This window comes from Pseudomonas reactans, assembly GCF_013387025.1.
Classification (GTDB): domain Bacteria; phylum Pseudomonadota; class Gammaproteobacteria; order Pseudomonadales; family Pseudomonadaceae; genus Aquipseudomonas; species Aquipseudomonas reactans.
In genome coordinates this window covers 336,629-360,828 of the sequence record NZ_JACAQP010000006.1, presented here as the reverse complement: position 1 = coordinate 360,828, position 24,200 = coordinate 336,629, and the positions used below count along the sequence as shown (strand labels likewise).

Sequence of the window (24,200 nt, the reverse complement as noted above, 5' to 3'; positions counted from 1 at the left end):
GGGAGCTGGCTTGCCTGCGAATGCGTTAGGTCAGCAAAAAATGTACTCACTGACACACCCTATTCGCGGGCAAGCCCGCTCCCACATTTTGACCGCGATCAGACCTGAGCTGGCAAGCGCTGATCGATGAGCTTGTACAACGCACTCTCCGACGGCCAGTTACGCATAAACCGCGCGCGATCCTTGGCATACGCTGAGGCAAAGCTGGCGTCGGAGGTGTGTTGGCACATGGCATCCAGATCGATCAACGACCAGCGATCCTTGTCCCAGAACAGGTTATGCCCCTTGAAGTCACCATGGCTGATGCGCTCGCGGATCAGCTCGGCAAACAGGTGATCCAGCGCCTGCAGCTCGTTTTCCGGCGCATCACCGTTTTCAACGTACGGCGCGAAGCGTTCGATGATGTCCGGGCCAGGCAAGTATTCGGTGATCAGGTACGCGCGGCTACGCAACCAGAAGAAGCGTCTTTCAAGCACCGCCAGCGGCTTGGGCGTGGCGATACCGAGGAACGCCAGACGGTTGCCTTCGCGCCAGGAATGCCAGGCGCGACTTGGACGCCAGAAACGCTTGAGCCAATGGGCAAAGCCCTTGATGTTGTAGCGCTTGATCACCAACTGACGCCCAGCCACTTCGACCTTGGCCACGCTGGCAGCACCACCGGTCTTGTACAAATGGCCCTGATCCAGCAGCGAATCGGCCTGCTCCAGCACCGGCAGCATCGCCGGCTCTTCTTCGCGGCGAACGGCGCGCAAGGCGAAAGCGCCACGCACTACGCTGAACAACGTGCACTCTCGGCCGACCTTGTTCAAAAAGTCCTTGAGGCGCCAGGCGCTGACCTTGCGCACCTGTTTTTCCAGGGCTTCCAACGGAAGGGCGTGCTCGCCATTGCTCAACAGGTAGTACACCAGCAGTTCTTCGGTGAACGGTTCGAGATTCTTCGGCAGCTGGGCGAAAAACACGCCGAGGTTTTCCAGTACGCGGTTGCGCGACAACGGCTTGCCCGCCTCTTCGGCGCGGATCCCGGCGCCATCGATCAGGTACAGCTTGCCGTCCTGGCGCAGCAGGTTGTCCAGGTGCAGGTCTTCCTGCCACAGCCCCTTGGTGTGCATCTGCGCAATGGCGCCCAGCGCTTCGGCCAGCACCGCGGTTTGCTCGTCAGCCAACGGCGGCAACCCTTCGACGGCCTGCCAGGCATCGGCCAGGCTTTCGGCGCCCTCGATAAATTCGAACAGCAGCCAACCACCCTCGCCTTCTTGCAACCCGTCCGCAAGCAACAACGGCGTCGTCAGCCCCTGTTCAGCGAGCAGGCGCACGCCTGTGAGTTCTCGCTGAAAATGCCGTGCCGCCTTGCTGCCCACCAGTAACTTGGCCAACACCGGACGGCCACGCCAGACGGCGGCGCCCACATACCGTTCGCCGGGCAACACGCGCAACAGACTCAGCAGTTGCAACTGGCCAGGGCCCGCCGCATCGGCCAGCTCCAGGGTCAGGGGCAAGTCCGGCGTGCGGCCGGCGGTTTTCAGCTCGGACAAACGCATCAACGGTTTTCCTTGTGGCTGCGGCGAGCGGTCAACTTCTGGAGCCAGGCGGAGGCCAGCGCGCTGTCTTCAGGCTGGTCGAGGTAGGCAGCCAGCAGTTGGCGAACTTGCTCGTCAGACCACTGCGGTGCACGACGCAACAACGGCTCCAGGTCCTTGACCCGATCACGCCAGCCGAACAGCAGCGGGCGGGTTTTCTCCAGGTCGATCAACTGCGCGGCATAGCCGTCGCCGCTGGCCTGCATAAAAATATGCTTGGGGTAAAAACAGCCATGCACCTGGCCGACACTGTGCAACTGACGTGCAAGCTGGCCGCAGGCCAACAGGATCGCGCGGTGCTGGGCATCACTGAGCGAAGGCCAATGCTCCAGCAACGAGTCCAGGTCATTCCAGCCATCCAGGGCGCGGGTCAACAGCATGGCACGGTGTTCGCCGGCCACTTTGCGCTCGCCATAGAACGCCGCCTGCAACGCCGGGATACCGAGCTTTTGGTACCGACTGATATTACGAAATTCGCGAGAAAAACTCGGCTCGCCAAACGGGCGGTGCAAACTGCGCGTCAGGTAGTTGCTCTGGCGCTTGAGGTAGTAGCCGTGGCCGTCGAGCTCCAGGCGGAACACGCTGCTCCAGCCACCCTTGCTGGTGTTCGGCTCGTCCACCGCGTCCAGTTGTTTGGCCCATAGGGCATCAAAAGTTGCCAGGCCGTTGCGCTCCAGCAGCGCACGGTCCTCAGCCGCCAGGAAATCACTCATTCGCGCCCCTCGAAAAACTTCACCACGTGGCGAATCCGCTCTTTATCCGATGCACTCAGGTGCCGGCGCTGACGGTACTGCATGTAGAACCGCAGGCGCTGGGTGGCGGACAGGTGATACTTGGCCACTTTGTCCAGGCAGGCCAAGTCTTTGGTGATGCGGTACTTGAGCCAGAACCCGCGCCAGAAATCGCCGTTGGGGCAATCGATCAGGTACAGGGTCGCTTGGTCATCAACCAGCAGGTTGCGCCACTTCAAATCGTTATGGGTAAAACGATGATCGTGCATGGTGCGCGTGTATTCGGCGAGCTGGCGGCTCACCGCGTTGACCCACTTGGGGTCGCGTAGGCGCGCATCGTTGCGCTCGGCGAGCACCGAAAGGTCTTCGGTCCTCGGCAGCTCGCGGGTGATCATCGCGCCACGGTCGTAGGCCAGGCCTTTGCGCTCCAGGCCCCAGGCAACCACGTCGGCGGTGGGAATGCCCCACTTGGCGAAGCGCTTGAGGTTCTGCCACTCGGACTTGACCCGAGGCTTGCCCAGGTAACGCCGCAGGCCCTTGCCGGCGCCGGTGTAGCGCTTGACGTAATAATTGACCCCGCCGCGCTCCACACGGATCACTTCCGACAGTGGATCACGGGTCAGCCGCTCGCCCTGCAGGGCGAACACCGCTTCGAGGCTTCCAAAATCATCCGCCAGATGGGCGTAGGCAGGTTCCAGGTTCCAACCCGCCATCAGATTGCATCCCCGAGGCGCTGCTTGCGTGCGTAAAGCTTGTCGGCCTTACGCTGCATCAGGTTCAACGACGCCGATTGCTCGGCCAGGATCTGGCGCAGCGGCTGGCGGAAGTAACCCTTGAGGAAACGCAGCTTGTCGCGACGGGTCAGGCCGATTTCCAGCGCCGAGTAGTACAGCGCGGAGAGATCCTTGTCGCGCCAGCGCAACGGCAAGTGCGCGCGCAGTTGGGCGCGGTGCAGGTCGATCACCGACAGCTTGATGTTCTTTGCATCGATGGGCTTGGCCGTGTCCAGCAGGAAATGGCACAGGTAGCAGTCGCGGTGGTTCACACCGCCACGGTGCATGTCGCCGACCATGCGTGCCAGCTCATGGGTGAGCGCATGACGCAACGCAGGCGCCGGAGGCGCGGCCACCCAATTGATCGTCACATCTTCCAGGCTGAGGGTCGGCGCCAGCTCTTCGGTGATGATGAACGAGTGCTGGTCCGCCGGGTTGCTGCCTTTTTCGCCGAAGGCCACGCCAGTCATGGTCGGAACGCCCAGTTCCTGCAAGCGGTGGATGGCCTCCCACTCCAAGCCAGCGCCTAGCACCGGCAACTTGGCGGTGATCAGGTTCTTGAAGATTTCCGCCCAGCCAATGCCACGGTGGATTTTCACAAAATACGGACGGCCATCCACCACGGTACGCAGGGTGCGACGCGCCGCCAGCTCGCGGAATACTTCGCCTTGCAGTTTCTCGACTTCGGCAAAGGCATCAAGCCCGGCCCATAACGTCTTGAACGGTTCGGCAAGAATCAACTTCATCGTTTTGGCTCCGCCAGGATCACATCCGCAGCGTGCTGCGGCATGCTGTAAAGGTCGGCCGTCTCAGCGAAGGCCAAACCATTGCGGCTCCAGGCCGCGCGCTGTGCAGTGTCAGTGAGCATATTCGCCAGGTACTGGTTGAGCTGCGCTTGTTCGAACGGCTCATCCAGCACCAGGCCGCTGTCGGCTTCGGCGATGTAGTGGGCATAACCACATACGGCCGAGACCAGTACCGGCAGCCCGGCCACCAAGGCTTCAAGTAATACGGTGCCGGTGTTTTCGTTGTACGCCGGGTGGATCAACAGGTCGGCACCCAGCAGGAAACGCGGGATATCGCTGCGGCCCTTGAGGAACTGCACGTTGTCGCCCAGCCCCAGCGTCGCGCTTTGCAGTTGGAATACTTTGGGGTCGTCCTGGCCGATTACAAACAGGCGCGTGCGTTTTTTCAGTTCCGCCGGCAAAGCGGCCACAGCCTTGAGACTGCGGTCGACGCCCTTGGTCTTGAAGCCCGAGCCGATCTGAACCAGCAGCAAATCGTCGTCACCCAGGTTGAATTCCTTACGGAAACCCTCACGGATTTCAGCGGCGTTCGGCGGCGCGCGGCGGTCCTGGGCAATGCCCGGCGGCAGCAGGTGGAAGCGCTCCAGCGGCGTGTCGTAATGTTTGATGAACAGCGGCTGCTGCACTTCGGAAATCATCAGGACTTCGGTCTTGGCGTCCTTGGCGAACACCGCGCGTTCATAGTCGGCAAAGTGCTTGTAGCGGCCAAAATAGCGGTACAGCGAGTGGCGCAGATTTTGCGCTTTGTCTTCAAAGCAGCCGTCGGCGGCGTAGTACACATCCAGGCCCGGCATTTTGTTGAAGCCGATCAGGCGATCTACCGGGCGCTTGGCCAGGTCGGCGGCCATCCAGGCGCTGAGCTTCTCATTGCGCCGATGGTTGAAGAACGCCTTGACCGGCGCCACCAGCACTTCGAAGCCGGGCGGGATCTCGCCTTCCCAGATCAGCGTGTAGACACGAATCTGATGGCCGCGCTGCTGGCACTCCAGGGCGATGCGCATGAAGTCGCGCTGCAGGCCACCGAAGGGGAAGTATTTGTACAAAACAAAAGCCAGTTGCATCAGTGCAGCTCCTCAGCCAATAACAACGTGCTCAGTCGGCTTGCCACACGCTCAGGGTTCAGGCGCGTGAAGCACAGGGGCGACTCGCGCTTGAGGTCGAACCGACGCAGGTCGTCGGCCGTCGGTTGATAGGTACATTGTTTTTGCAGGCACGGTGCGCAGGGGAAGTCGCTGGCCAGGTGAATCTGGCCCTTGCCATACGCGCCGGTGAGGCCGGGGTTGGTCGGGCCGAACAGGGAAATGGTCGGCACATCCAGCGCGGCGGCCAAGTGACCGAGACCAGTGTCCACCGCTACACAGGCGCGGGCGCCGGCCAATACGCGGGCGACGCCGGCCAGGTTCAATTTGGGCAGCACTTCGGCATTTTGCAGGCCTTGGGCCAGGCGTTCGGCGCGGGCTTTTTCGGCGACATTGCCCCAAGGCAACTTCACATCCACACCCAGGCGCCCCATGCGCTCGGCCAGCTCGCGCCAGTAAGCTTCGGGCCAGTGCTTGGTGTCCCAGGTGGTACCGTGCAGCAGCAGTACAAACGGCTTTTTCGGCGGCAGGCCCAGGAGTTTTTCAGTGCTCAGGCCGTAGTCACCCAAGCCCTTGGGCAAGTCATAACCGAGGGCCACGGCAAACAGTTGACGCAAACGCTCCACCGCGTGCTGCCCACGCGCCACGGCAAGGCGGCGGGAATAGAAACGTGCAGCCATCGGCTCACGGGCGGAATTTTTGTCGAAACCCGCGATGGGCGCGCGCACGTAACGGGTCAGCCAGGCGCTTTTCAGCAGTCCCTGAGCATCGATCACCAGGTCATATTTGGTCGACTGGACTTGCTGCTTGAAGCGCCGCCATTCGCCACTCTTGATGGTCTGCCAGAGGTTCTTGCGCCAGCGGCGGATCGCCACCGGGATCACCTTGTCGACCGCCGGGTGCCAGGTGGGAATCTCGGCGAAGCCTTCTTCCACCACCCAGTCGAATCGGATGCCGGGGATCGCCCGCGCCGCGTCGGTCAGGGCCGGCAACGCATGAATCACGTCGCCCAGGGATGAGGTCTTGATTACCAGTACGCGCAAACTATCGGACCTCGACCGCAGAGCCCTGCAACCGCTGCAAGGCTTCATTCACCGGCTGCGGCAGCAACTGGCGCATGCAGTTGTAGTGACCAAAACGGCAGGTACGATCAAAACACGGGCTGCACTCCAGGCCCAGGCGCACCACTTCGACCTTGTCGGCCAACGGCGGTGTGAAGCCCGGCGATGTGGAGCCGTACACCGCCACCAGCGGGCGGTTCAGCGCGGCGGCGACGTGCATCAGGCCGGAGTCGTTGGACACCACCGAGTCGGCGCAGGACAGCAGGTCGATGGCTTCGGCCAAGGAGGTGTCACCACTGAGGTTGACCGCCTCTTCACGCAGGCCCGGAATCAGGCGCTGGCGAATGTCTTCGCCCACCGGATGGTCTTTCTTCGAACCAAACAACCAGACCTGCCAGCCTTCGCGGATCTTCGCCTCGGCGACCTTGGCGTAGTGCTCCGACGGCCAGCGCTTGGACTCGCCAAACTCGGCCCCCGGGCACAGCGCCAGGACCGGACGGTCGAGTTCCAGGCCGAACTTGGCCAGAGCGACGTCACGGCTCACCGGATCAATCTGCAAGCTCGGACGCGGATACGGCGTGGGCAACTCGGCCCCCGGCTCGTAGGCCAGGGCCATGAAGCGCTCGATCATCAGCGGGTAGCGGGCTTTGTCCAGGGTGCGCACGTCATTGAGCAGCACGTAGCGGAACTCACCACGCCAGCCAGTGCGTTTGGGAATGCCGGCGAAATACGGCACCAACGCCGACTTGAGCGAATTCGGCAGCAGGATCGCCTGGTCGTATTCACCCGCCAGGGATTTACCGATACGACGGCGCGTCGCCAGCTCCAACGCGCCATGGCCGAGCGGGAAGCTCAAGGCCTTGCGCACTTGCGGCATGCGTTCGAGGATCGGCCGGCTCCACTCAGGGGCAAGTACGTCGATCTGGCAGTCCGGGTAGCGCATGCGCAGGCACTGGAACAGTGTCTGCGCCATCACCATGTCACCGACCCAACTGGGCCCAACGATCAGAATATTCATGTAGTTTCCACAAACGATGCGGGGAGGCTTATGCCTCCCCGCATCGAAATTTTCTGTAGGAGACGAACAATTGTAGGAGCTGGCTTGCCAGCGATAACGTCCGAAAGATCTCCATGGATTCCAAGGGCCTCATCGCCGGCAAGCCGGCTCCTACAGTTGACTCAACTTAACCCCAGTTCTTTCCAGATTCGCATCACCTGGCGCCGTTCGTCGGCGAACTGATCCCCGGCCACCGTACCGGCCTCGTTTTGCAAGGCCTGGCGATGCGCGGCGGAACGGTAGGCCTTATACACCTCACGCAGCAGATGGGCATCGGCGGCGGGCATCAAGCCCACCTGCTCCAGGCCTTCCAGAATGCGGATATTGTCGGTGTAGCGCAGCAACGATGGATGTTGCGCAGACCACGCCAAAGCCGCGTATTGCACCATAAATTCAATATCGACGATACCTCCGGCGTCCTGCTTGAGGTCGAACGCCGCCGTGGCCTCGAAGGCATTGGCGCTAGTGCCGGCCGCCGTGGTCTTGGTGCCCAGGTTGTCGCGCATCTTGGCACGCATCTCGCTGACCTCCTGGCGCAGCTTGTCCAGATCCCGCTGCTGCCCCAACACTTTAGCCCGTACCTGCTCGAATGCCTGCCCCACATCCTGGCTACCCACCAGCACCCGCGCGCGGATCAGCGCCTGATGCTCCCAGGTCCAGGCTTCATTTTGTTGATAGCGGTCAAACGCGCCCAGCGAACTGACCAAAAGCCCGGACGCGCCGGAAGGCCGCAGGCGCATGTCGACTTCATAGAGCTGGCCGGAGTTGGTCTGCGTGGTCAGCAAGTGGATGATCCTTTGGCCCAGGCGCGTGAAGAACTGCGCCCCGTCGATCGGCTTGGCGCCATCGGTTTCCGCCTGCGGATCGCCATCGTGGATAAACACCAGGTCCAGGTCCGAACCATGCCCCAGTTCGATCCCGCCGACTTTCCCATAACCGACAATGATGAACCCAGGATCGCACAAGGTGCCGTCCAGACGTTGCGGCGAACCGTGGCGCGCCACGGTCTGGCGCCAGGCCAAGGCCAGTACTTGTTCGAGGATGGCCTCGGCAAGCCAGGTGAGGTAGTCACTGACTTTCATCAGCGGCAGGCTACCCGCGATTTCCGAGGCGGCCACGCGCAGGCGGTGGGCCAGCTTGAAGTGGCGCAGGGCTTCCATCTGTTGTTCAAGGTCGTCTTCGGGGATGCGCGTCAGGCGCTCGCGCAACTCGGCGGCCAACTCAGGCGCCAACGGAGGCTTGAACAGACGGCCTTCGTTGAGCAATTCGTCGAGCAACAGCGGAAAGCGGGTGATCTGCTCGGCGATCCAGGGGCTGGCGGCGCACAAGGTCAACAGGCGACGCAGGGCGTCGGGGTTTTCCGTGAGCAGTACCAAGTAGGCGGAGCGCCGGGCGACCGCCTCTACCAGCGGCAACACGCGCTCCAGCACCAAGTCCGGGTTGGCGTGCTCCACCGCTTGGGCAAGCAGGCGCGGAATAAATGCATCCAGCCGCTCACGCCCCAAACGCTGCATGGCGCGTAGTTGCGGGCTGTTGCGCAGGCCGGCCAACGCCTTGAGCGCCTTGGTCGCGTCGGTGAAGCCGCCTTCGGCCAATTGCCGGCAGGCGGCCTCCTCATCTTGGGATTCTTCCCACAGTGGCAACCACTCACCGCCCACCACCAACTCGCTTTCTTCGCCCTCTTCTTCGTCAGGATCGGCGATCACCTGGCGGAAATGCCAGTCCACCCGACCGCGCCAGTACATCAAGCGTTCGTGGAAGGCGGCCCAGTCGGCAAAGCCCAACATAAAGGCTATACGCGCCTGGTCTTCCGGGCTGTCCGGAAGCATTTGCGTCTGCCGGTCGGCAATCGCCTGGATCGCGTGTTCGGTGTAGCGCAGGAATTCATAGCCATTGCGCAATTCGGCAATCACCGCCGGCGGCAGGTAGCCCTGGCCTTCCAGCGTACCGAGTACCTTGAGCAATGGGCGCTGTTGCAGGCTCAGGTCACGACCACCGTGGATCAGCTGGAAGGCCTGGGCGATGAATTCCACTTCGCGGATGCCGCCCGAACCCAGCTTGATGTTGTCGGCCATGCCCTTGCGCCGCACTTCCTGCTGGATCAACTGCTTCATGGTGCGCAGCGCTTCGATGGCGGAAAAGTCCAGGTAGCGGCGATAGACGAACGGTCGCAGCATGTCGAGCAGTTGCGCACCGGCCACCTGGTCGCCAGCAACGACCCGCGCCTTGATCATGGCGTAGCGCTCCCAGTCGCGGCCCTGGTCCTGGTAGTACTGCTCCAGCGCATTGAAGCTGAGGACCAGTGCACCGGCCGAACCGTAGGGGCGCAGGCGCATGTCGACACGGAACACAAAGCCATCGACGGTCATTGGATCGAGGGCCTTGATCAGTTTTTGACCAAGACGAATAAAGAACTCCTGGTTGTCCAGAGAGCGTTTGACGCCCACCGTTTCGCCGCCCTCGGGGTAGGCGAAGATCAGGTCGATATCCGACGACAGGTTCAGCTCCACCGCACCGAGCTTGCCCATGCCGAGGATGACCATTTGCTGCGGCTCGCCGCTACGCCGGCCGGTGGGCGTGCCGAACTGCACGCAGTGGCGCTGGTACAGCCACTGATACGCCTGATCGATGCTGGCGTCGGCCATGTCGGAGAGGTCGCGACAGGTTTGCACCAGGTCCGCCTGGCGGGTCAGGTCGCGCCAGATGATGCGCACCTGCTGGCGCGTACGCTGGCGACGCAGCACACGGCCCAGCTCATCTTCTGTTTCGGCTTGTTGCACGGCGCCAGCAATCTGCCCGCACAGCTCGTCAGGGGCAAAACCACGGTCCAGCTCGCCCCAGGCCACGAGCTCGAGCAACATCAAAGGGTCACGAACACTCTGTTCAATGACAAAATCACTGGCCGCGCACACCCGAGCGAAGTCGGCCCACCGTTGCGGCGTCCAAGCAGAAAGTCCATGATCGTCGTCCAGCGCGGCCACTGCGTCACGAAATGACTGCTCGGCTCGCTGGGCTTTTGGCAAGAGAATGGCCGGTAGTTCGGCGAGTGTTGGAAGGCTCATGGTCTATCCTTGATCGGCGCGTAAATGGCGTGTGACTGTGAAGGCAAGAACCACGCTCTATGAAGGACTGTCGAACAAAGGTTAGAAATAGCTGAAATTAATTTCATTTTGGCAGCCAACATCAAACATTCACCTTTTCTTGTTCGCAAAAGATCAACAATAACGATTATGCTCACCAGCCAGACCGAGCCATACGCTCAGTCTTGTGTAGTTTTACTACTCGTATATACATTCGAAAGGCTGAAATGGCCGACGATTTGTAGTAAAACTACAGGACGCCGAAGCAACCTTCGGCCATCCAAGAATTTATGTCGTCTGCCCACAAGGCCAGTCGCAAACTTCAGGCAACCGATTCTGGTAGCCTTTCCGCCCTGGAGCAAGCCATGCAAGACCTCGATCCCGTCGAAACCCAGGAATGGCTGGACGCCCTGGAATCGGTTCTCGACAAAGAAGGCGAAGACCGTGCTCACTACCTGATGACCCGTATGGGCGAACTCGCGACCCGCAGCGGCTCGCAACTGCCTTACGCCATCACTACGCCATACCGCAACACCATCCCTGTTACCCACGAAGCACGCATGCCTGGCGACCTGTTCATGGAACGCCGCATTCGCTCGCTGGTACGTTGGAACGCCATGGCGATGGTAATGCGCACGAACTTGAAAGATTCGGACCTGGGCGGTCACATCTCCAGCTTCGCTTCCAGCGCAACCCTGTATGACATCGGCTTCAACTACTTCTTCCAGGCCCCGACCGACGAACACGGTGGCGACCTGATCTACTTCCAGGGCCACACTTCTCCAGGCGTTTACGCCCGTGCGTTCATGGAAGGCCGCATCACCGAAGAACACATGAACAACTTCCGCCAGGAAGTGGACGGTAACGGCCTGTCGTCGTACCCGCACCCTTGGCTGATGCCTGACTTCTGGCAGTTCCCGACCGTTTCCATGGGTCTGGGCCCAATCCAGGCGATCTACCAGGCGCGCTTCATGAAGTACCTGGAAGCCCGTGGCTTCATCCCTGAAGGCAAGCAGAAAGTCTGGTGCTTCCTGGGTGACGGCGAGTGTGACGAGCCGGAATCCCTGGGCGCCATCTCCCTGGCTGGCCGCGAGAAGCTGGACAACCTGATCTTCGTCATCAACTGCAACCTGCAGCGCCTCGACGGCCCGGTTCGCGGCAACGGCAAGATCATCCAGGAACTCGAAGGTGTGTTCCGTGGTGCTCAGTGGAACGTGACCAAAGTCATCTGGGGCCGTTTCTGGGACCCACTGCTGGCCAAGGACGTCGACGGTATCCTGCAACGTCGCATGGACGAAGTCATCGACGGCGAGTACCAGAACTACAAAGCCAAAGACGGCGCGTTCGTTCGTGAACACTTCTTCAACACGCCCGAACTCAAGGCGATGGTTGCCGACCTGTCCGACGACGAGATCTGGAAACTCAACCGTGGCGGCCACGACCCGTACAAGGTCTACGCGGCGTACCACGAAGCGGTCAACCACAAAGAACAACCGACCGTCATCCTGGCCAAGACCATCAAGGGTTATGGCACCGGTGCCGGCGAAGCGAAGAACACTGCGCACAACACCAAGAAAGTCGATGTCGACAGCCTGAAGTTGTTCCGCGACCGCTTCGACATCCCGGTCAAGGACGAAGAGCTGGAGAACCTGCCGTTCTTCAAGCCAGAGCCAAACAGCGCCGAAGCCCGTTACCTGGCCGAGCGCCGCGCCGCACTGGGTGGTTTCGTGCCTCAGCGCCGCGCCAACAGCTTCAGCGTACCGACGCCAGACCTGAGCACCCTCAAGGCTATCCTCGACGGCTCGGGCGACCGTGAAATCTCCACCACCATGGCTTTCGTGCGCATCCTGGCGCAACTGGTCAAGGACAAGGAAATCGGCCCGCGCATCGTGCCGATCATCCCCGACGAAGCCCGTACCTTCGGTATGGAAGGCATGTTCCGTCAGTTGGGCATCTACTCCTCCGTCGGCCAGCTCTACGAGCCAGTCGATAAAGACCAGGTGATGTTCTACAAGGAAGACAAGAAGGGCCAGATCCTCGAAGAAGGCATCAACGAAGCGGGCGCCATGAGCTCCTTCATCGCTGCCGGTACTTCGTACTCCAGCCACAACCAGCCGATGCTGCCGTTCTACATCTTCTACTCGATGTTCGGCTTCCAGCGCATTGGCGACCTGGCGTGGGCAGCAGGCGACAGCCGTACCCGTGGCTTCCTGATCGGCGGTACCGCTGGCCGGACCACGCTGAACGGCGAAGGCCTGCAACACGAAGACGGTCACAGCCACATCCTGGCTGCCACCATCCCAAACTGCCGCACCTTTGATCCAACCTACGGCTATGAGCTGGCGGTGATCATCCAGGACGGCATGAAGAAGATGACCGAAGAGCAGCAGGACGTTTTCTACTACATCACCGTGATGAACGAGTCCTACCAGCAGCCTGCAATGCCGGCTGGCGTGGAAGAAGGCATCATCAAGGGCATGTACCTGCTCGAAGAAGACACCAAGGAAGCAGCGCACCACGTGCAACTGATGGGCTCCGGCACCATCCTGCGCGAAGTGCGTGAAGCGGCGAAGATCCTGCGCGACGAGTTCAACGTCGGCGCTGACGTATGGAGCGTGACCAGCTTCAACGAACTGCGTCGCGACGGCCTGGCCGTAGAGCGTCACAACCGCCTGCACCCTGGCCAGAAGCCACAGCGCACCTTCGTTGAAGAGTGCCTGACCGGCCGTAAAGGCCCGGTGATCGCTTCGACCGACTACATGAAACTGTTTGCTGAACAAATTCGCCAGTGGGTCCCGTCCAAGGAATTCAAAGTCCTGGGCACCGACGGTTTCGGTCGCAGTGACAGCCGCAAGAAGCTGCGTCACTTCTTCGAAGTTGACCGTCACTTCGTGGTGTTGGCAGCCCTGGAAGCCTTGGCTGACCGTGGTGAGATCGAACCTAAGGTGGTGGCAGACGCTATCGTCAAGTTCGGGATCAACCCGGAAAAACGCAACCCACTGGACTGCTGAGGAGACTTTTTGTGAGCGAACTCATTCGCGTACCTGACATCGGCAGCGGTGAAGGTGAAGTAATCGAGCTGTTTGTGAAGGTCGGCGACACCGTCGAAGCCGACCAGAGCATCCTGACCCTGGAATCGGACAAGGCGAGCATGGAAATCCCTGCTCCCAAGGCCGGCGTGGTCAAGAGCCTGAAAGTGAAGCTGGGCGACCGCCTGAAAGAAGGCGACGAACTGCTGGAACTGGAAATCGAAGGTGCCGCTGATGCGGCCCCTGCGGCAGCGCCTGCTGCCGCTGCTGCACCTGCACCTGCACCTGCACCTGCTGAAAAGCCTGCTGCTGCCGAGGCCCCTGCGGCCCCGGCTGCTGCTCCGGCCGCAGCCTCTGTTCAGGACATCCACGTCCCGGACATCGGTTCGTCGGGCAAGGCCAAGATCATCGAGTTGCTGGTCAAGGTCGGCGACACCGTCGAAGCCGACCAGTCACTGATCACCCTGGAGTCCGACAAGGCCTCCATGGAAATCCCTTCGCCGGCTGCCGGCGTGGTGGAAAGCATCGCGGTCAAGCTGGAAGACGAAGTCGGCACTGGCGACTTCATCCTCAAGCTAAAAGTACAAGGCGCTGCACCGGCTGCCGCGCAAGCACCGGCCGCTGCTCCAGCCGCCAAGGCTGAAGCTGCTCCGGCCGCTGCCGCCCCTGCACCTGCTGCAAAAGCCGAGGCCGCACCGGCTCCTGCTGCTGCCGCACCTGCGCCAAGCGGTGCCAAGGTTCACGCCGGCCCTGCCGTGCGTCAACTGGCCCGTGAGTTCGGCGTCGAGCTGAACGCTGTGTCGGCCACTGGCCCTCACGGTCGCGTGCTGAAGGAAGACGTGCAGGTTTACGTCAAGGCCATGATGCACAAAGCCAAGGAAGCTCCGGCTGCCGGCGGCGCTACCGGTGGTTCGGGCATTCCGCCGATCCGCACCGTGGACTTCAGCCGCTTCGGTGAAACCGAAGAAGTGCCGATGACCCGCCTGATGCAAATCGGCGCGGCCGGTCTGCACGCCAGCTACCTGAACATCCCGCACGTGACCCAGTTCGACCAGGCCGACATCACCGACCTGGAAGCTTTCCGCATTGCGCAGAAAGCCGTGGCCGAAAAGGCCGGCGTGAAACTGACCGTGCTGCCGCTGCTGCTCAAGGCCTGCGCGCACCTGCTCAAGGAGCTGCCGGACTTCAACGCCTCGCTGGCGCCAAGTGGCAAGGCGATCATCCGCAAGAAGTACGTGCACATCGGCTTTGCCGTCGACACCCCGGATGGCCTGCTGGTACCGGTCATCAAGAACGTCGACCAGAAGAGCCTGCTGCAACTGGCTGCCGAAGCCGCTGCACTGGCTGCCAAGGCCCGCGACAAGAAGCTCACTCCGGACGACATGCAGGGCGCGTGCTTCACCATCTCCAGCCTCGGTCACATTGGCGGCACTGGCTTCACGCCAATCGTCAACGCGCCGGAAGTGGCGATCCTGGGCGTGTCCAAGGCAACCATCCAGCCTGTATGGGACGGTAAAGCGTTCCAGCCGAAGCTGATGCTGCCGCTGTCGCTGTCCTACGATCACCGTGTGATCAACGGCGCTGCTGCTGCTCGCTTCACCCAGCGCCTGAGCCAGTTGCTGAACGACATCCGCACCATCCTGCTGTAAGCACGAACAGGCCTCCCGTTCACCCGGGAGGCCTGGTTGCACCGATTTTCGAGCGCCACGCTCGTACCTCAACCCCGCCACTTGGCGGGGCTTTTTTTGCCGGTTTGTTGGACAATAAAAACAGGCTTGTACACCTTCCATCACCCCGATTGTAGAAATCCCCTTCGCGGCCGATAACCCCCTTATAGCACTTAGCCTTCATCCTCTCTTGTCAGCCCGCGCCGCATGATGCAACCTTGCCGCAGGCAACAGAAAAGAGGGCGTGAGCCCAGCGCCGTGCGCGTAATTTCAAGTGAGTTTCCCCCATGAAAAGCCAACCCGATGTCGCCCGTATGGCGGCCGAGGTAGTGACGCAGTTACCGGTGCCTTCGCGCCTCGGTATGCTGCGTTTCGAGCGGCTGAATGAGGCAAGCTGGGCCCTCCTTTACCTCGACCCCAATTGCGAACGCCAATTCGGCCTGCCAGCGGTCGAGCTGTGTGCCTTGATCGGCACGCCCTACGCCAGCCTGATGGAGCCCCAGGCGCGTTATCAACTGCACGACACCATCCAGCAGCAACTGACCCAGAGCCCGCATTACCTGGTGCGCTACACCCTGCACACCAGCGACGGGCCGCTGAGCCTGCTGGAGATGGGCGAAGCCTACAAACAACACAATCGCCACCTGCTGCGTGGTTACTTGATGGTGGTCGACGGCCTGTTCAGCGAAATTCCCACCGGCGCCCCGACGGCAGACCTGGAGAACCAGAACAGCCGCCTGCAGATCGCCCTGGAGCTCAACCAGCGCGCCCAGCGGGAACAACTGCAGCACCTGGAGCGGGTGCGCGCCCAGCAGGAGCTGATCCTGCTATTGGCCCGCCAGCGCTACACGACCCACAATTCGCTGCAAGAAGCCGCAGAGCTGATCACCCGCAGTGCCTGCGATATCTACCAGATTGACTGCGCCAGCATCTGGAACCTCGAAGGTCAGCGCCTGGTGCCGATCTCGGCCTACCACCGCGCCGACGAGCAGCACCACCTGCCCGAATCCATTGATGCAAGCTGCTTTCCGGACTACCTGGAAGCCTTGCACAGCAGCCGGGCGATCGACGCCACCAACGCGCTGCGCGACCCTCGCACCCGGGAAATGGCCGACAGCCTGCGCGATAAAGACATCCACGCCATGCTCGACGCGAGCATTCGCGTCGACGGCCATGTGGTGGGCGTGCTGTGCCTGGAGCAAAGCGGCAGCACCCGCGCCTGGCAGGCCGATGAAATTGCCTTTGCCGGCGAGCTGGCCGATCAGTTCGCGCAGGTCATCAACAACCACAACCGCCGTACGGCGACCAGCGCTCTGCACCTGTTCCAGCGCGCCGTGGAGCAAAGCGCCAACGCCTTTCTGCTGGTCAATTGCGACGGCGTGGTCGAGTACGTCAACCCGAGCTTTACCGCGATCACTCAGTACAGCGCCGAAGAGGTCCACGGCCACCGCCTCGCCCAGTTGCCGGCGCTGGAAAACCTCAGTGAATTGCTGTTCGACGCACCGTCTGCCCTGGCCAAGAGCAACAGCTGGCAGGGTGAATTCAAGAGCCGCCGCAAAAACCTCGAACCCTACTGGGGCCAGTTGTCGATTTCCAAGGTGTATGGCGACAACCGCGAGTTGACCCACTACATCGGCATCTACGAAGACATCACCCAGACCAAGCTGGCCCAGCAGCGCATCGAGCGCCTGGCCTACACCGACAACCTGACCAACCTGGGCAACCGCCCGGCGTTCATCCGCAACCTCGACGAACGCTTTGCCCGCGACAGCGACAGCCCGATCAGCCTGCTGCTGGTGGACATCGACAACTTCAAGCGCATCAACGACAGCCTCGGCCACCAGACCGGCGACAAGCTGCTGATCAGCCTCGCACGGCGTTTGCGCAACAGCCTGAGTGCCGGTGGCAGCCTGGCCCGGTTTGCCAGTAATGAGTTCGCGGTACTGCTCGACGACACCGACCTGGAGAGCGGCCAGCAGGTTGCCAGCCAGTTGCTGGCAACCCTCGACAAACCGATGTTCGTCGACAACCAGTTGATCAGCGTCACCGGCTCCGTGGGCCTGGCCTGCGCGCCACTGCATGGTCGCGATCCGCAAACCCTGATGCGCAACGCCGGCCTGGCCCTGCACAAGGCGAAGGCCAACGGCAAGCATCAGGTCCAGGTGTTTACTGAGGCTCTGAACGCCGAAGCCAGCTACAAGCTGTTCGTCGAGAACAACCTGCGCCGCGCCCTCACCCAGAACGAGCTGGACGTGTTCTACCAGCCCAAGCTGTGCCTGCGCAGCGGCCGTCTGCTGGGCATGGAAGCCCTGCTGCGCTGGAACCACCCGGAAAAGGGCATGATCCGCCCGGACCAATTCATCAGCGTGGCGGAAGAGACCGGCCTGATCATCCCCATCGGCAAATGGATCGCCCGCCAGGCCTGTCGCATGAGCAAACAACTGAGCGCCAGCGGCATGGGCAACTTGCAGGTGGCGATCAACCTGTCGCCCAAGCAGTTTTCCGACCCGGACCTGGTGGCCTCGATTGCCGCGATCCTCAAGGAAGAACAGTTGCCGGCCAACCTGCTGGAGCTGGAACTGACCGAAGGCCTGCTACTGGAAGCCACCGAAGACACGCGCCTGCAGCTTGATCAACTGAAAAGCTTTGGCCTGACCCTGGCCATGGACGACTTCGGCACCGGCTACTCGTCGCTGAGTTACCTGAAAAAATTTCCCATCGACATCATCAAGATCGATCGCAGCTTTATCCACGAAATCCCGGACAACCAGGACGACATGGAAATCACCTCGGCCGTGATCGCCATGGCACACAACCTCAAGCTCAAGGTCGTGGCCGAAGGCATCGAGACCGCCGAGCAGCTGGCATTCCTGCGTCGTCATCGTTGTGATGTGGGCCAGGGCTACCTGTTTGACCGGCCGATCCCCGGTGCAGAGCTGCTGGCGATGCTCAAACGCTACCCGCGCGGGCCAATCGCCTGACAGCGCCGTAACACTCGGGCACACTGGCTGTCTGAATCTTTACTGCTAACTCAACCTGACGAGAGGACTGATCATGGTCTTGCGCTCGGAAATTCTGGTGAACAAAAACGTGCTGCCTACCCAAGAACAAGCTCTGCCTGGCCGTGAAACCCCGATGAACCTGCCGGAGACGCATTTCGTCAACGGCAACCCGCTGCTCGGCCCCTTCCTGGATGACGTCGGTTTTGCGATCTTTGGCCTGGGCTGCTTCTGGGGTGCGGAGCGACGCTTCTGGCAGCGCGACGGTGTGGTCAGTACAGTGGTCGGTTACGCCGGCGGCTACACGCCGAACCCGACCTACGAAGAAGTCTGCTCCGGCCTGACCGGCCACAGCGAAGTGGTACTGGTGGTGTACGACCAGGCCAAGGTGAAATACGAAGACTTGCTGAAGATGTTCTGGGAACTGCACAACCCGACCCAGGGCATGCGCCAGGGCAACGACATCGGCAGCCAATACCGCTCGGTGATCTACGCGACCACGCCGGAGCAATTGGCGGCGGCACAGGCGAGTGCCGAGGCGTATCAAGGCGAACTGAGCAAGGCTGGTCTGGGCGTGATTACCACGGAAATCGAAGAAGCACCGACGGTGTACTTCGCCGAGGCGTATCACCAGCAGTACCTGGCGAAGAACCCGCAGGGCTACTGCGGGATTGGTGGCACCGGCGTAACCTGCCCAATCTGAAAATCCTTGTAGGAGCGAGCTTGCTCGCGAAAAACCTGAGCGCGACACGTTTCGTCTGAAAACACGCGTTATCGTTGACGTTTTTCGCGAGCAAGCTCGCTCCTACAAGTTACTCAGCGATCAACCAATCCATCTGCCACCCACCCTGGGTCTGACCCAGCTTCTTGGACAGCCACGGCAGCAGCTCACGCAACTCCTCTTCCAAACCCCACGGCGGGTTGACGATCGCCAGGCCCGAGCCCGTCAGGGTGTTGGGTGTGTCCAACGGATGCACCAGCAATTCCACACGCAGCAACTTCGGCGCACCGGTGCCGGCCAGGTCCTGGTAGAAACGGCGCAACATGCGCTGGTCTTTCACCGGGTACCAGATGGCCGCGACGGTCTGGCGCATGCGGCTCACGGCCTCCTTGAGGGAAGCGGCGCAGCGTTGCATCTCGTCGAGTTTTTCGAACGGCGGATCGATCAGCATCAAGGCGCGCTTTTCCGGCACCGGCAGCAAGGCACGCGGCACATGCCAGCCTTCGCCCAAGTGCACTTTGACGCGACGATCACCCTTCATATTGTCCTTGAGCAGCACGCCGTCTTCCGGGTGCTTTTCATTAAGCAGCACGCGGTCCTGGGGGCGGGTAAGGCGTCGCGCCAGTTCCGGCGAGCCAGGGTAATAACGCAACTGGCCGTCCGGGTTCATCTCATGCAGCACGCGCATGTAATCAGCGGTCAACGGCGGCAGGTCGCTTTCGCCCCACAGGCGCGCGATGCCTTCCAGGTATTCACCGGTCCGGTTGGCCTGGTCGCCCTGCAGGTCGTACAGGCCGATCCCGGCGTGGGTGTCGAGGTAGGCGAACGGCTGCTCCTTGCGCGACATCAGGGCAATGAGGCGGGTCAAGGTCAGGTGTTTGAAGACATCGGCGTGGTTGCCGGCGTGAAAGGCGTGACGATAATTCATGGTTGCTCCTGCGCAGGGGGCGAAGTTTACCTTTTACGCGGGCGTTGGTGCAGTGCGGCGTGCCGGGCGGTGCTTATGTCGAAAAGTCGCACTGGCTTCAACTCAACTCTGAAGCCAGGTAGTCCGCCAAACCCTGATGGCTGACATCCCGTCGGCACGCGAAGTAGGCGACCTTGTGCCGCAAGGTCGTCGGCGTGAAGGCAGTGTAAAGATCTGGGCGCTGCTCTTCGAGCCATTGCAGAAGGTTATCGATCAGGGTTTGCGGCGATTGCTCGCCCAAATGCGCCAGTAACGGCGCAGGTACTCGCCACCACGGGCTCGCTTTGGCGGTAGTGACTGGGCCAATGACAACGGTCAGCGACTGGCCATTGATCACGTAGCGCTGGAATACCGGCAATAGATCATCGCCCGACTGCTGAAGAATCGGCAGGAATTGAGCACCGTCCCAGAATCGTAAGAACACTTCCTGGCCATCGGGCAGGTACACCTTGGTCAGCCCTTGCAGGTGTGCAATCACGGTCTCGAGCGGGTGGGTCGATACGGCCAACCAACCCCAATCCGTGGCATCAGTGGAGACGGCCCATTCCAGGAAAGGACTGCCGGGCTCAACGATTCCTATATAGGGCATCACCTCGTCCCATGTCGCATAGGGTGTACCGGCCCAAACGGGTTGCAGCGGGGCGCCGGCGACGAGCGCCCGCCAAGCGTCGAGGGGGTTGGCGTCGCTGGCAGCGCTCAACACTGCAAACATTTGTTCGCCAGGCAGCAAAGGTTGATGCATCTTCGTAAATCCCTTTAAAAGTCAGATGGGGCCGCACTGGCCGTTTTTGCAACGCTCACACTCTTCGCAAAACGGCGCGCTGCGCTTGAGACTGGCCACCTGCACGCGGCTCAGCGGAGCAGGAATCACCGCCAACAGTGTTTCCTTCAGTCCAGGCGTTAACGGCGCTGCAGTAACAGCAGGCGCACTGCCAAGCTGGATCGGCACACTGCTGAAAATCCCGCCCGCAGACAGCGTGATCGACTGCCCGCCCGCCTGAATCGTGACGGTTGCGCCACCCTCGATCACAACGCTTCGCCCGGCGCCTATCTGGATGGTCTGCCCTGCCCTTACCTGCCGTGAGCCGCCCACCATCAAGTGGTCGTCTTGCTTCAGGTCGGTCAGACGGTTGCCATGGATGATGCGCAGCTCCTCACCTTGCAGTTCGTGATGCGACTCACCGTCCACCTTTACCCGAAGATCATGCAGCACATGCTGCGTCCAGTCCCGCTGGGCACGCAGGTAGATTTCCTCGGCCCCCTTGCGGTCCTCGATGCGCAACTCGTTGTAACCACCACCACCGGGGCTGCTCTGGCTGCGGAAGATGCTGCGAGTCTTGTCCGCAGGCAGATCGAGGGGCACCTGGGTGGCCGCATTGGGCAGGCAGCCCATGACCAGCGGCATATCCATGTCGCCATTAACGAAGCCCACCAGCACTTCCATACCGACCCGAGGGATCAATACCGCCCCATAACGATCATGCGCCCAACCGCTGGCAACCCGCAGCCAACAGCTGGAATGGTCGTTATGCTCACCGTCACGATCCCACGCCAACTGCACCTTGACCCGACCGTATTCGTCGCAATGGATTTCGCTGTCGGCAGGGCCGGTCACCACTGCGTTCTGGTAACCCGCTATTTGAGGCCGAGACATAATCAAAGGTGTTCTAAACGCTACGTCCCAAGGCGTTACAACAAATTCATTGCTGTAGCCTTGAGGCGACTCATCGCCAACAGACTCTTCAAGCACTTGAGGTTGGTGCCCTACATGGTGCAACTGGGTAACCAGCCACAAATCATTCCATTCCTGACGAGGGTGTCCAGTCATCTTCAAGAACTGCCCAGTCACCAACGCTGGTTGGTCGCTAGCGCCGCTGGCCTGACGGTAATCGCTGCGATGACGCTCCAATAAGCGTTGCGCCAGGTACTTACCCTGCTCACGATCCGTGAAGTACCCCGGGTAGCGCTGGTCGTCCAGGGTGGGCCGCAGCCGACTGGATGCTTCGTTTTCCAACGTCAGGCCAGGCTTCTTGAAATCGTAGTCACGCAGGTTCACACCGGTGGTACGCGTCTTCAGCCGCAGGATAAAGCGCTTGATCGCTGGCTCGTCGGCAACCATCCCGGTACCAGGCGAATACGGCGTGGATTGATCAGGCCGTGCAAAAACACTTTGATCGTCGCCAAACACCAACAGGTGTCGCTCAGGGTTGTGCTGGAAGTGATAGTGAATGCCCGATTCGGCACATAGACGCTGAATGAACTCCAGATCGGTTTCGCCGAACTGCACACAGTATTCACACTCGGGATACTTGCCGCTCAGTTGAAACGCAAAGGCATCACTTTGGATAGCCTGCGCTTCCAATACCTGCGCAATGATCTCGGGTACCGTTTTTTTCTGGAAAATCCGCTGATGGGTGCTGTGTTCCAGATAAGCCAACTGCGGCACCAGCGTGATCTGGTAACGGGTAAGGCGTCTGCCCGAATCGCCCTGCGCCACCCGATACACCAGGCCATGAATCCCATGACCATGGGCATCAAAGCCCAGGAACGCTTGGCGGTGTAGCAGGCTCTCAAGGTCTTGATCTGGTTGCTCACTGACCAGTTCAAGGTCAAAGCGAAAAGGCAGGCTAACAAACTCATCCCCCATGAACCCGTGGACCTGGAATTCACTGGGCTCCCCATCGAGGGTCAGGGTAAAGGCGCTTTGATTGGCAGGAGCGAACATCCGGTGTTTCTCTGCTAGGTGTGGAGGACCGATTCTGCATCACGACTCCCCCCGGCTGAGCATGCCCCAGATAAATCAGTAAAGCCCTACACAGATGCGTCTGAATCCTCTTCAGACCGACGTAAATCACACGTAAAAAAAGGCCCGCAATCCGTAGGACGCGGGCCTTTCTTTCAACTCGCCTGGCACTAAGCGCCCAGCGAATTACTTATTGAGGTTGTAGTCTTTTTCGGCAGCATCAAAACGCTCGACCATACCCGCAGTCGGTGCGCCCATCTTGCTCACGAAGTAGATCGCCAGGCTGGCGAAGATAAAGCCTGGGATGATTTCGTACAGCCCCAGCAGCTCAAAGTGTTTCCACACAATCACAGTGATCGCGCCGACTAGGATACCGGCCAGTGCGCCGTTGCGGGTCATGCCTTTCCAGATCACCGAGATCAGCACCACGGGGCCGAATGCGGCGCCGAAACCAGCCCAGGCGTAGCTCACCAGGCCCAGTACACGGTTTTCCGGGTTGGCGGCCATGGCGATGGCGATCAGTGCAACCACCAGCACCATCAGGCGACCGACCCATACCAGCTCAAGCTGGGAGGCGTTCTTGCGCAGGAAGGTTTTGTAGAAATCTTCGGTCAAGGCGCTGGAGCACACCAACAGTTGGCAGCTCAAAGTGCTCATCACCGCCGCCAGGATGGCCGACAGCAGCACGCCGGCAATCCATGGGTTGAACAGCAGCTTGGCCAGCTCAATGAATACGCGTTCGTGGTTTTCGGTCACAGGACCTGCCACTTCCGGATGCGCCGAGAAGTAGGCAATACCGAAGAAGCCCACCGCCACGGTGCCACCCAGGCACAGGATCATCCAGGTCATGGAAATGCGGCGAGCCTTGGCAATCGACTTCACCGAATCCGCCGCCATGAAACGCGCCAGGATGTGCGGCTGGCCGAAGTAGCCCAGGCCCCAGCCCATCAGCGAGATGATGCCGATGAAGGTGGTGTTTTTCAGCATGTTGAAGTTGTCAGGGTTCTGGGCTTCGATCGCCAGGAACGTGGTGTCGACGCCACCGGTAGCCAGCAGCACGATGATCGGCGTGAGAATCAGCGCGAAGATCATCAGCGTAGCTTGTACGGTATCTGTCCAGCTCACGGCCAGGAAACCACCGACAAAGGTGTAGGCAATAGTCGCTGCAGCACCGGCCCACAAAGCAGTCTCGTAGGACATGCCGAAGGTGCTTTCAAACAGGCGGGCACCGGCGACGATGCCGGAAGCGCAGTAAATGGTGAAGAACACCAGGATCACCACGGCAGAGATGATCCGCAGCAGGCCGCTTTTATCTTCGAAACGGCTGGAGAAGTAATCCGGCAGGGTCAGGGCGTCACCGTTGTGCTCGGTCTGGACCCGCAGGCGACCGGCGACGAACAGCCAGTTGAGGTAAGCACCGACGATCAAGCCGATAGCGATCCAGCTTTCCGACAGGCCAGACATGTAGATCGCGCCCGGCAGGCCCATCAACAACCAGCCGCTCATATCGGAAGCGCCGGCCGACAAGGCAGTCACCACGCTACCGAGGCTGCGACCGCCCAGGATGTAATCGGAAAGGTTGTTGGTGGAGCGATAGGCCATGAAGCCGATCAGCACCATTGCTGCGATGTAGATCACGAACGTGATCAGGGTTGGATTACTAACGCTCATAAGAGTGACGCCCTGGCTTTGTTTTTATGTAGCAGCGGTCTGTCAGACGGCCACCTATTTGAAAGTAGGTAGACGTAACTGCGTACCGCGCATTTATGACTGACGTTTCCCCAGGAAAGCCGTCAGCCGATGAACCGACTCGTTGAGGTGGTTGCACCTTGGGCGCGAATGCTATTCAACAAAGCAAATAAGGTGCAACCAGTTTCGTGAGAATAAGTTGCACCTGGATATGTTTTGTG

16 protein-coding genes are annotated in these 24,200 nt (G+C 60.8%); 4 read left to right on the top strand and 12 right to left on the bottom strand.

Going from position 1 to position 24,200, the window contains the following annotated elements:
* Nucleotides 1-98: 98 nt before the first annotated feature.
* From HX793_RS08055 to glnE, 8 genes are all read right to left on the bottom strand, one after another.
* Complete coding sequence (locus HX793_RS08055) at nucleotides 99-1,538, bottom strand: lipopolysaccharide kinase InaA family protein (protein WP_177051584.1); 1,440 nt, start codon at nucleotides 1,536-1,538, stop codon at nucleotides 99-101.
* Entirely contained in the window at nucleotides 1,538-2,290 is a 753-nt protein-coding gene (locus tag HX793_RS08050; RefSeq protein WP_016975595.1) for a lipopolysaccharide kinase InaA family protein, read from the bottom strand. The genes HX793_RS08055 and HX793_RS08050 overlap by 1 nt, the downstream gene beginning before the upstream one ends.
* Nucleotides 2,287-3,021: a lipopolysaccharide kinase InaA family protein gene (locus tag HX793_RS08045; RefSeq protein WP_016975594.1), complete on the bottom strand. Its 735-nt coding sequence runs from the start codon at nucleotides 3,019-3,021 to the stop codon at nucleotides 2,287-2,289. Before HX793_RS08045 ends, HX793_RS08050 begins: the two co-directional genes overlap by 4 nt.
* The gene (rfaP, locus tag HX793_RS08040; protein ID WP_016975593.1) at nucleotides 3,021-3,827 is read right to left on the bottom strand and encodes a lipopolysaccharide core heptose(I) kinase RfaP; all 807 of its coding nucleotides are present in this window, start codon (nucleotides 3,825-3,827) and stop codon (nucleotides 3,021-3,023) included. The genes HX793_RS08045 and rfaP overlap by 1 nt, the downstream gene beginning before the upstream one ends.
* Nucleotides 3,824-4,948, bottom strand: a complete 1,125-nt coding sequence (locus tag HX793_RS08035; RefSeq protein WP_177051585.1) for a glycosyltransferase family 4 protein — start codon at nucleotides 4,946-4,948, stop codon at nucleotides 3,824-3,826. Before HX793_RS08035 ends, rfaP begins: the two co-directional genes overlap by 4 nt.
* Nucleotides 4,948-6,009, bottom strand: a complete 1,062-nt coding sequence (waaC, locus tag HX793_RS08030; RefSeq protein WP_177094637.1) for a lipopolysaccharide heptosyltransferase I — start codon at nucleotides 6,007-6,009, stop codon at nucleotides 4,948-4,950. Before waaC ends, HX793_RS08035 begins: the two co-directional genes overlap by 1 nt.
* 1 nt (nucleotide 6,010) lies before the next feature.
* The gene (gene waaF, locus HX793_RS08025; protein WP_177051587.1) at nucleotides 6,011-7,045 is read right to left on the bottom strand and encodes a lipopolysaccharide heptosyltransferase II; all 1,035 of its coding nucleotides are present in this window, start codon (nucleotides 7,043-7,045) and stop codon (nucleotides 6,011-6,013) included.
* A gap of 161 nt (nucleotides 7,046-7,206) precedes the next feature.
* Nucleotides 7,207-10,146: a bifunctional [glutamate--ammonia ligase]-adenylyl-L-tyrosine phosphorylase/[glutamate--ammonia-ligase] adenylyltransferase gene (gene glnE, locus HX793_RS08020; RefSeq protein ID WP_177051589.1), complete on the bottom strand. Its 2,940-nt coding sequence runs from the start codon at nucleotides 10,144-10,146 to the stop codon at nucleotides 7,207-7,209.
* A 383-nt stretch (nucleotides 10,147-10,529) separates the two neighbouring features.
* Here glnE and aceE point away from each other — a divergent pair, with 383 nt between their 5' ends.
* The 4 genes from aceE to msrA all read left to right on the top strand — a co-directional run bounded on the left by aceE (nucleotide 10,530) and on the right by msrA (nucleotide 18,562).
* Nucleotides 10,530-13,175, top strand: coding sequence for a pyruvate dehydrogenase (acetyl-transferring), homodimeric type (aceE, locus tag HX793_RS08015; protein ID WP_016975588.1), 2,646 nt, complete (start codon nucleotides 10,530-10,532; stop codon nucleotides 13,173-13,175).
* Between the two features lie 11 nt (nucleotides 13,176-13,186).
* Nucleotides 13,187-14,842 carry a dihydrolipoyllysine-residue acetyltransferase gene (aceF, locus tag HX793_RS08010; protein ID WP_177094635.1) on the top strand — a complete coding sequence of 552 codons (1,656 nt, stop codon included), beginning with the start codon at nucleotides 13,187-13,189 and terminating at the stop codon, nucleotides 14,840-14,842.
* Nucleotides 14,843-15,147: 305 nt separating this feature from the next.
* Complete coding sequence (locus tag HX793_RS08005; protein ID WP_177094632.1) at nucleotides 15,148-17,841, top strand: putative bifunctional diguanylate cyclase/phosphodiesterase; 2,694 nt, start codon at nucleotides 15,148-15,150, stop codon at nucleotides 17,839-17,841.
* Between the two features lie 73 nt (nucleotides 17,842-17,914).
* Complete coding sequence (msrA, locus tag HX793_RS08000; RefSeq protein ID WP_095014424.1) at nucleotides 17,915-18,562, top strand: peptide-methionine (S)-S-oxide reductase MsrA; 648 nt, start codon at nucleotides 17,915-17,917, stop codon at nucleotides 18,560-18,562.
* A gap of 109 nt (nucleotides 18,563-18,671) precedes the next feature.
* Here the strand turns inward: msrA and HX793_RS07995 are convergent, their stop codons facing one another.
* From HX793_RS07995 to putP, 4 genes are all read right to left on the bottom strand, one after another.
* The gene (locus HX793_RS07995) at nucleotides 18,672-19,508 is read right to left on the bottom strand and encodes a 23S rRNA (adenine(2030)-N(6))-methyltransferase RlmJ (protein ID WP_177094630.1); all 837 of its coding nucleotides are present in this window, start codon (nucleotides 19,506-19,508) and stop codon (nucleotides 18,672-18,674) included.
* A gap of 97 nt (nucleotides 19,509-19,605) precedes the next feature.
* Nucleotides 19,606-20,289 (bottom strand): DUF4123 domain-containing protein, encoded by a 684-nt coding sequence (locus HX793_RS07990; protein WP_177094628.1) that lies wholly within the window; start codon nucleotides 20,287-20,289, stop codon nucleotides 19,606-19,608.
* 21 nt (nucleotides 20,290-20,310) lie between these two features.
* Nucleotides 20,311-22,272 carry a type VI secretion system Vgr family protein gene (locus HX793_RS07985; RefSeq protein ID WP_177051599.1) on the bottom strand — a complete coding sequence of 654 codons (1,962 nt, stop codon included), beginning with the start codon at nucleotides 22,270-22,272 and terminating at the stop codon, nucleotides 20,311-20,313.
* A 204-nt stretch (nucleotides 22,273-22,476) separates the two neighbouring features.
* Nucleotides 22,477-23,961, bottom strand: a complete 1,485-nt coding sequence (gene putP, locus HX793_RS07980; protein WP_016977204.1) for a sodium/proline symporter PutP — start codon at nucleotides 23,959-23,961, stop codon at nucleotides 22,477-22,479.
* Nucleotides 23,962-24,200 lie beyond the last annotated feature (239 nt).

Excerpts from the sequence above, each read along its gene's own strand:
- HX793_RS08055 (WP_177051584.1), bottom strand. The coding sequence starts at position 1,538 with ATGCGTTTGTCCGAGCTGAAAACCGCCGGCCGCACGCCGGACTTGCCC.
- HX793_RS08050 (WP_016975595.1), bottom strand. The coding sequence starts at position 2,290 with ATGAGTGATTTCCTGGCGGCTGAGGACCGTGCGCTGCTGGAGCGCAAC.
- HX793_RS08045 (WP_016975594.1), bottom strand. The coding sequence starts at position 3,021 with ATGGCGGGTTGGAACCTGGAACCTGCCTACGCCCATCTGGCGGATGAT.
- rfaP (WP_016975593.1), bottom strand. The coding sequence starts at position 3,827 with ATGAAGTTGATTCTTGCCGAACCGTTCAAGACGTTATGGGCCGGGCTT.
- HX793_RS08035 (WP_177051585.1), bottom strand. The coding sequence starts at position 4,948 with ATGCAACTGGCTTTTGTTTTGTACAAATACTTCCCCTTCGGTGGCCTG.
- waaF (WP_177051587.1), bottom strand. The coding sequence starts at position 7,045 with ATGAATATTCTGATCGTTGGGCCCAGTTGGGTCGGTGACATGGTGATG.
- glnE (WP_177051589.1), bottom strand. The coding sequence starts at position 10,146 with ATGAGCCTTCCAACACTCGCCGAACTACCGGCCATTCTCTTGCCAAAA.
- aceE (WP_016975588.1), top strand. The coding sequence starts at position 10,530 with ATGCAAGACCTCGATCCCGTCGAAACCCAGGAATGGCTGGACGCCCTG.
- HX793_RS08005 (WP_177094632.1), top strand. The coding sequence starts at position 15,148 with ATGAAAAGCCAACCCGATGTCGCCCGTATGGCGGCCGAGGTAGTGACG.
- msrA (WP_095014424.1), top strand. The coding sequence starts at position 17,915 with ATGGTCTTGCGCTCGGAAATTCTGGTGAACAAAAACGTGCTGCCTACC.
- HX793_RS07995 (WP_177094630.1), bottom strand. The coding sequence starts at position 19,508 with ATGAATTATCGTCACGCCTTTCACGCCGGCAACCACGCCGATGTCTTC.
- HX793_RS07990 (WP_177094628.1), bottom strand. The coding sequence starts at position 20,289 with ATGCATCAACCTTTGCTGCCTGGCGAACAAATGTTTGCAGTGTTGAGC.
- HX793_RS07985 (WP_177051599.1), bottom strand. The coding sequence starts at position 22,272 with ATGTTCGCTCCTGCCAATCAAAGCGCCTTTACCCTGACCCTCGATGGG.
- putP (WP_016977204.1), bottom strand. The coding sequence starts at position 23,961 with ATGAGCGTTAGTAATCCAACCCTGATCACGTTCGTGATCTACATCGCA.